We start from the raw sequence: 6140 nt of genomic DNA, 5'->3' as shown, positions 1-6140 counted from the left end.
TCGGTGACGATACAGATGAAACCCGTCATGGCCAGCGCCAGCAAGGCGCCGATGGGCAGACTTTTCGGTGCAGCCGATAAAGTGATTGAGGGTGTCACGGGAGATTCCTTGAGTGAGAACTTCAGACTTAAATACCGATCGATATAAAATACTGGCGGCAGGCACCGCTCGTTGTCAATGATTTATGTATCGTCTAGTATTTAAGTCATCTCTCCGAGGAATTCTGAAATGGCAAGAACGGGCCGCCCCCGCACCTTCGACCGCGACGACGCCGTCGAACAAGCCATGCAACTGTTCTGGCAACACGGCTACGACTCCACTTCCCTCGCCCTGTTGAAAGCCGAACTGGGCGGCGGCATTTCTGCGCCGAGCTTCTACGCCGCGTTCGGCTCCAAGGAAGCCTTGTTCGACGAGTGCGTGCAGCGTTACCTGGCCACTTTCGCCCAAGTCACCGAATGCCTGTGGGACGAAAACCTGCCACCGCGCCAAGCCATCGAAACCGCGCTGCGCCAGTCGGCGCGCATGCAGTGTGACGACGGGCACCCCAAGGGCTGCATGGTGACGCTTGGCGTGATGAGCGCACCGAGTCCGGAGAATGTGGGCGTTGTGGCAGCGCTGACTGAGTCGCGGGCGCGCACGCGATCGGGGATTGTGGCGTGTGTCGAGCGTGGGGTTGCTGTCGGGGAATTACTCGAGAATACAGTGGCGCCGGTGATGGCGACGGTGTTTGACAGTTTCCTGCAGGGCATTTCCATTCTTGCTCGGGACGACACACCGCTTGAGGTGATTGATGCGGCGATCACTCAGATCATGCTGACGTGGGATATCGCTGCCACCAGCGTGCAGGCAACGACTGAAAAAGACACAGCGGACATCGCAGAGGCATAACCCTCCCGCTCTCCTGCCCCCAAAACACATCACAAAACTTCACCGTGTTTAATCTGAATTCCAACCCTGTTTAAAGACATCCATCGTTACGTCATCCCAGGCTACAACGCCTTGCGCCATTGCCTACGACTACGCCAGAATCCGCCGGCTTGTGCGCCTTGAGTGCGGGTTCTATCGTGAGCTGGTCACTGAAAAGCAGTGATCGGGTTTGGTAGCCCGTGTATACAAGGTGCGCAGTCCCCACAGTTGGCGGAGCTTTTCGTCACGACTTTATGGTGGTCATGCGCAGGGCGCTTTCGAGCGCGCCGGTCTCCTTGTGTCCCGGTCTACCAACCTGTGCATGGCCGCCACCCACTCGTTTGGTAGCGAAACGGTGATGGCTCCTACTTATGAGGCACAAGGGAGTTACATCATGTTCAAAGTCACACCCAACCCACCAGAAACCGATCCAGCCTCCCCCTACGAATCATCCGATTCGAAGAAATTCCACGAAGCCGCCGAACGCGCCCTCGACCACTACCTGAAACCCGCCGCCGCGATCAACGCCACGCCCTACAGAACCAGCACCATGTTTTCCGCAAACCCGAAAACCCCGACTGAGGAATTGTTGGTGAATGCCAGCGAATCACTGGGCTCGGCTTCGGTCATGCTTGGGAATGTGATTGGGCTGGTGGACGGCTCGGCTCGCAAGACCCTGCAAGGGATTGCGCAGGTGGTGATGCTGGGAGAACTGGCGGTGAATCGGGCGTTGGATAACGTCGTGCCAGTGGAGTAAGCGGTGATCCTTTGGGGCAACAGCAGGTTGTTGCCCCAGAAGGATGATGCGTGAACTTCGGCCATAGCTGCAGCCCATAACGGAGGCCGAACCACTTGTACGATGTCTTACCACAAGGTATTACTACGTCTCCCCAAAAAACAATAAAACCACGGAGATCGTTACATGGACTCATCCCTGTCCACCAAGCCTGAAAGCCTTGACCGAGCGATAGGCAATACCCGCCGCAGCTTCCTGAAAAAATCCCTCGCTGTTTCCGCCACACTCGCCACGGTCGGCAGCACCGCACTGACCCGACTCGCCGAGGCCGCCGAACCCTTGAGTCAGCGCTACCCTGATCCACTGATTCACATCCTCGACGACAGCTTCCTTGAGCTACGTGTTTTCAACGCCAGTGTTGAAAAACTTGCCACCGGTATGCGCTGGGCCGAAGGACCGGTGTGGGTTGCTGATGGCCGATATCTGTTGGTCAGCGACATCCCCAATAATCGCATCATGCGCTGGGACGAAATCACCGACACGTTCACCGTTTACCGCGAACACTCGAACTTCTCCAACGGCATGTGCCGCGATCGCCAAGGACGTCTGATTGTCTGCGAAGGCTCGACCACCACCAGCGAAGGCCGCCGCATCACGCGCACCGAATACAATGGCACGATCACCGTGCTGGCCGACAGCTTCGACGGCAAGCCGTTTAACTCGCCCAACGACATCGTCTGCAAAAGTGACGGATCGATCTGGTTCACCGACCCGCCATTCCAGACCGGCAACAACTACGAAGGCCACAAAATCACCCCGACCCAACCCCACGCCGTGTACCGCATCGACGGTGAGAGCAAGAAAGTCACTCGGGTAATCGACGACCTCAACGGCCCCAATGGCCTGTGCTTTTCTCCCGATGAAAAAACCCTATATGTCGTCGAAGGTCGCGCCAAGCCCAATCGCCTGATCTGGGCGATTGCCGTGAAGGACGACGGCACACTGGGCGAACGCCGCAAGCACATTGAGGGGCTGGACTATGCCGCAATCGACGGCATCAAATGCGACGAAGCGGGCAACCTGTGGTGCGGTTGGGGCGGCAATGGTGATCCCAGGGCAGACCTGGAAAAACTCGACGGTGTGCGCGTTTTTAATCCGCAGGGCAAGGCCATCGGGCACATTTCGCTACCAGAACGCTGCCCGAACTTGTGCTTCGGGGGGCGCGAAGGAAATCGGCTGTTCATGGCCAGTAGTCACTCGATCTACTCGCTGTTTGTGAACACTCGCGGGACTACGTTTGCGTTGTAAAAACGACGGTCGACTGGCGATAGTTCCGTAAGTATCGAAACAATATCCTGCCGCGCATCCGAAGATGCGCGGCGCTTAAGCCCGTGTCCACGCCTCGCCGGATCTCGTGAGTTTGGCGGTACGCCATAGTAAAGAACGACTCTTTTGGGAGCGGGCCCCGTTCTCTACCTCATACGATTGGCTATGTTGGGTCACTATCAGCCTCTTCCGATCGCCGGATAATGGCTGTTTTGAGCCGGCAGCAATCGGCCATAAGTAGATGGAGGGAGATTTATTGCCTCAACGATTGGCAGAGCTCGACCAATTTCTAACTATGATCAGAACTGACGTTCAAACATCTGCTGAGGGCATTTCCGGACTGCAAGCGCGGTATCGTCCGAGCAGAATTCGGAGAGCAGTCTACGGTCTATCCTTCAATACGTGACTCAAATTGATTAGGGCACTGATGCATGAACGCTTTCTGGATCGCACTGGGCATTTTTGTGTGCCTCGTTGCTGCCTCGCTTCTCATGATGCACTGGTACCCAAAGCTGGCAGCCCAACACAGGGACGACGAAACCAACTCCGTAATTCGTCTTGTAGCCAACATTTTTGTGGTGATGACTTCGCTGGTCTTTGGCTTGATGATCAATTCCGCCAAAAACACCTTCGAGTCTATTGATGCAAACTTCCATGGATATGCAACCAGCATGATCATTTTTGATCGAACACTGCGGGGCTATGGCGATGCGGCACAAGACCCGCGAAATCGTCTGATCACCTATCTTGAGCGCGCTATCGAGACCCCGTATCGGGGAGACGAGGCGCTGCAGCATCGTAACAGCGAGGCGGCTAAATACCTGGATGATATAGGCAAGTCTTTGGCTCTTATAAAGCCCCCGGACCGCTACCATGAAACGATGCTTCAGGATATTCGTCAGCAATATCATTCGCTCATCGAACAACGCTGGAGGATCGTCGAGCAGTCAGAGGGAGCGATTCCTGGCCCGCTTATCGGGATGCTTGTGGCCTGGTTGACGCTCATTTTCGCCAGTTTTGGATACCGCGCTCCCCGTAATTCGGTGGTGATCGGAATGTTCATCATCTCGTCATTACTGATTGCTGCTTCCGTTTACCTTGTTTTGGATATGGACGTGCCATTTCACGGTCCAATTCAGATATCCGATGAACCCCTACGCAGGGCGCTCGCCGTAATGCAGCTCTAGGGGCGAGTGGCGCGCTAGCGATCTGAGTCTCGGCCTCGACGCGGATCAAATCGAAATCCGCTTTTGGCCGGATAGCGACGGTCTAGATCACCCGTCGCGGCGGTGGTCACACCTCGGTCTGTTCTGCCATTTCCAAAGCATCATCGACTTCGATTCACAGGTATCTGACGGTGCTTTCAAGCTTCGTATGACCAAGCAGGAGCTGGATAGCTCTCAGATTTTTAGTCCTGCAATAGATCAGCGTTGCCTTGGTTCGCCTCAGCGTGTGAGTACCGTACATGGTTGGGTCTACGCCAATGGCCGTCACCCAAGCTTTGACTATCCGAGCATATTGCCCGTTGGATAGATGGTCTGATCCGTGCAGTCGACTCGTAAATAAGAAGTCCTCGCTGCAGATGCATCCTGGCCTCCAGAACAGTTCGGGTTTGCTCAGCAATTTCAAATTGCACAGGATGACGGGTTTTCTGCTGCATCACGATAGCCCGTGACGACATGTGCTCCCCATGAGCTATGTCTCGTACTCGTAGCTTGGTCAAGTCACAGGCACGCAGCTTGCTGTCGATAGCCAAATTGAACAGCGCCAAATCCCTCGTCTTCTCAGCAAGCTGGTGCCTTACTCGTATGGCCCAGATATCCCTGACTCGAAGCGGAGCTTTCTGCCCAACGAGCTTCCCCTTATTCCATGGCTGATGTCGATATTTAGCGATTGTGTACATGGTGGTGCCCTCCACGCGGGTGAAGGACTAGGGTGGATCAGTCGCGCGGCACCGTTGTCGGATTCGGCCAGAAGCAGACACTTGAAAAGCTCAACGATCAGGTTCTCATGTCATGAAATCATCCAGCAGTCGTACCATCGGCACATCGACAAAACGGAGGTTGATATGGGAAATGGTCAGGACAAACGAGTCGTTGTCATTGGTGCAGGCATCGTTGGCGCGTCATTGGCGTATCACTTGGCAGGTAAAGGCGCGAATGTCACTTTGGTAGAAGCTGAAGATATAGCTTCGGGAGTGACTGGCAGCTCATTCGCTTGGCTCAATGCCTCACACCCCGAACCTGACCCAATCGCGCAACTGCGCGGTTCTGCCATCAAGGAGTACCGCCGACTCGAAACGCAGCTGCCAGGTCTGGAGATAAGATGGACAGGCGCCTTGTCTTACAGCGTGATGGCGATTGAGGCGCTGCCAATCTCAGGTCACCAGGCTTCGGCCAACCTGGTGTCTCGATCGCAGATTCTCGACTTGGAACCCAATCTCAAGAACCCTCCCCAGTCTGCTCTGTATGCGGCTGAAGAAGGAGCGCTGGACGCAGTGGCAGCTACGCATGCGTTGATCGCAGGTGCCCAGGCATATGGGGCGAAGATTCTCACTCAGACGCGAGTGCTCGGTTTTGTAACCCAGAGTGCAACGGTGACTGGAGTCGAAACGACAATAGGCATCCTCGATGCCGATATTGTCGTACTGGCAGCCGGCACAGGCATCACGAAGCTGGCAGACATGCTTGGAGTGTCCCTGCCAATAGAGGCATCTCCTGCCATTTTCATCCGTTACAAGTCACAACCCAACCTCGTGCACACCCTCATCTCCAGCCCTGAAATGGAAGTGCGGCAAAGTTCGGATGATGCGTTGCTGGCGGCAGAAGATTACCTGGACGACGCCATGGAAAATCAGCCGGCAGCGATAGCGCTTCGAACTGCCAAAACGATCCAGAACGAACTCCATGGTGTTGTTTCTATAGCTCCGGAACGGGCTTGTGTCGGACTCAGGCCCATGCCTGCCGATGGCATCCCCATCATCGGTTATCTACCCAAAGTGGGTGGCGTCTACGTTTGCGCAATGCATCCTGGAATTACTTTGGCGGCGGCAGTGGGACGTCTGGCCAGCGAGGAGATCATCGATGACAAGGTGTCCAGTGCCCTTAGCCCATGCCGGCCTGATCGATTTTTGCAAGCGGAGGGAGGCCTCTTGTGAGGCGGAAATCGGCCA

Annotated in this window: 6 protein-coding genes and 1 pseudogene (1 of these 7 running past the window's edge); 5 read left to right on the top strand and 2 right to left on the bottom strand. The window is 55.5% G+C overall.

What is annotated here, in order from left to right; all coding sequences use genetic code 11:
- On the bottom strand, window positions 1–98 hold the 5' end (the start) of the coding sequence (locus PSH79_RS12275; protein ID WP_305443220.1) for an MFS transporter. Its footprint begins 1120 nt before the window's first position; only the first 98 of its 1218 coding nucleotides appear in the window; the start codon lies at window positions 96–98; its stop codon lies beyond the left edge, outside the window.
- Between the two features lie 130 nt (window positions 99–228).
- Between PSH79_RS12275 and PSH79_RS12270 the strand changes: the two genes are divergently transcribed.
- From PSH79_RS12270 to PSH79_RS12255, 4 genes are all read left to right on the top strand, one after another.
- Window positions 229–888 (top strand): TetR/AcrR family transcriptional regulator, encoded by a 660-nt coding sequence (locus PSH79_RS12270; protein ID WP_305443218.1) that lies wholly within the window; start codon window positions 229–231, stop codon window positions 886–888.
- 412 nt (window positions 889–1300) lie between these two features.
- On the top strand, window positions 1301–1663 hold the full coding sequence (locus PSH79_RS12265; protein WP_305443216.1) for a hypothetical protein: 363 nt from the start codon (window positions 1301–1303) through the stop codon (window positions 1661–1663).
- A 165-nt stretch (window positions 1664–1828) separates the two neighbouring features.
- Entirely contained in the window at window positions 1829–2950 is a 1122-nt protein-coding gene (locus tag PSH79_RS12260; protein ID WP_305443214.1) for an SMP-30/gluconolactonase/LRE family protein, read from the top strand.
- Window positions 2951–3399: 449 nt separating this feature from the next.
- The gene (locus PSH79_RS12255) at window positions 3400–4155 is read left to right on the top strand and encodes a hypothetical protein (RefSeq protein ID WP_305443212.1); all 756 of its coding nucleotides are present in this window, start codon (window positions 3400–3402) and stop codon (window positions 4153–4155) included.
- Between the two features lie 154 nt (window positions 4156–4309).
- On the opposite strand, the pseudogene PSH79_RS12250 reads toward PSH79_RS12255, so the two are convergent.
- Window positions 4310–4871, bottom strand: a pseudogene (locus tag PSH79_RS12250) (tyrosine-type recombinase/integrase).
- A 165-nt stretch (window positions 4872–5036) separates the two neighbouring features.
- On the opposite strand from PSH79_RS12250, the gene PSH79_RS12245 reads away from it, so the two are divergent.
- Entirely contained in the window at window positions 5037–6125 is a 1089-nt protein-coding gene (locus PSH79_RS12245; RefSeq protein WP_305443933.1) for an FAD-binding oxidoreductase, read from the top strand.
- Window positions 6126–6140: the final 15 nt, after the last annotated feature.

The sequence above is a fragment of the Pseudomonas sp. FP2196 genome (assembly GCF_030687715.1).
Lineage (GTDB): Bacteria > Pseudomonadota > Gammaproteobacteria > Pseudomonadales > Pseudomonadaceae > Aquipseudomonas.
Note: the sequence above shows the minus strand (reverse complement) of the source record. Positions and strands in the feature narration are given on the sequence as shown.

Excerpts from the sequence above, each read along its gene's own strand:
- PSH79_RS12270 (WP_305443218.1), top strand. The coding sequence starts at position 229 with ATGGCAAGAACGGGCCGCCCCCGCACCTTCGACCGCGACGACGCCGTC.
- PSH79_RS12265 (WP_305443216.1), top strand. The coding sequence starts at position 1,301 with ATGTTCAAAGTCACACCCAACCCACCAGAAACCGATCCAGCCTCCCCC.
- PSH79_RS12260 (WP_305443214.1), top strand. The coding sequence starts at position 1,829 with ATGGACTCATCCCTGTCCACCAAGCCTGAAAGCCTTGACCGAGCGATA.
- PSH79_RS12255 (WP_305443212.1), top strand. The coding sequence starts at position 3,400 with ATGAACGCTTTCTGGATCGCACTGGGCATTTTTGTGTGCCTCGTTGCT.
- PSH79_RS12245 (WP_305443933.1), top strand. The coding sequence starts at position 5,037 with ATGGGAAATGGTCAGGACAAACGAGTCGTTGTCATTGGTGCAGGCATC.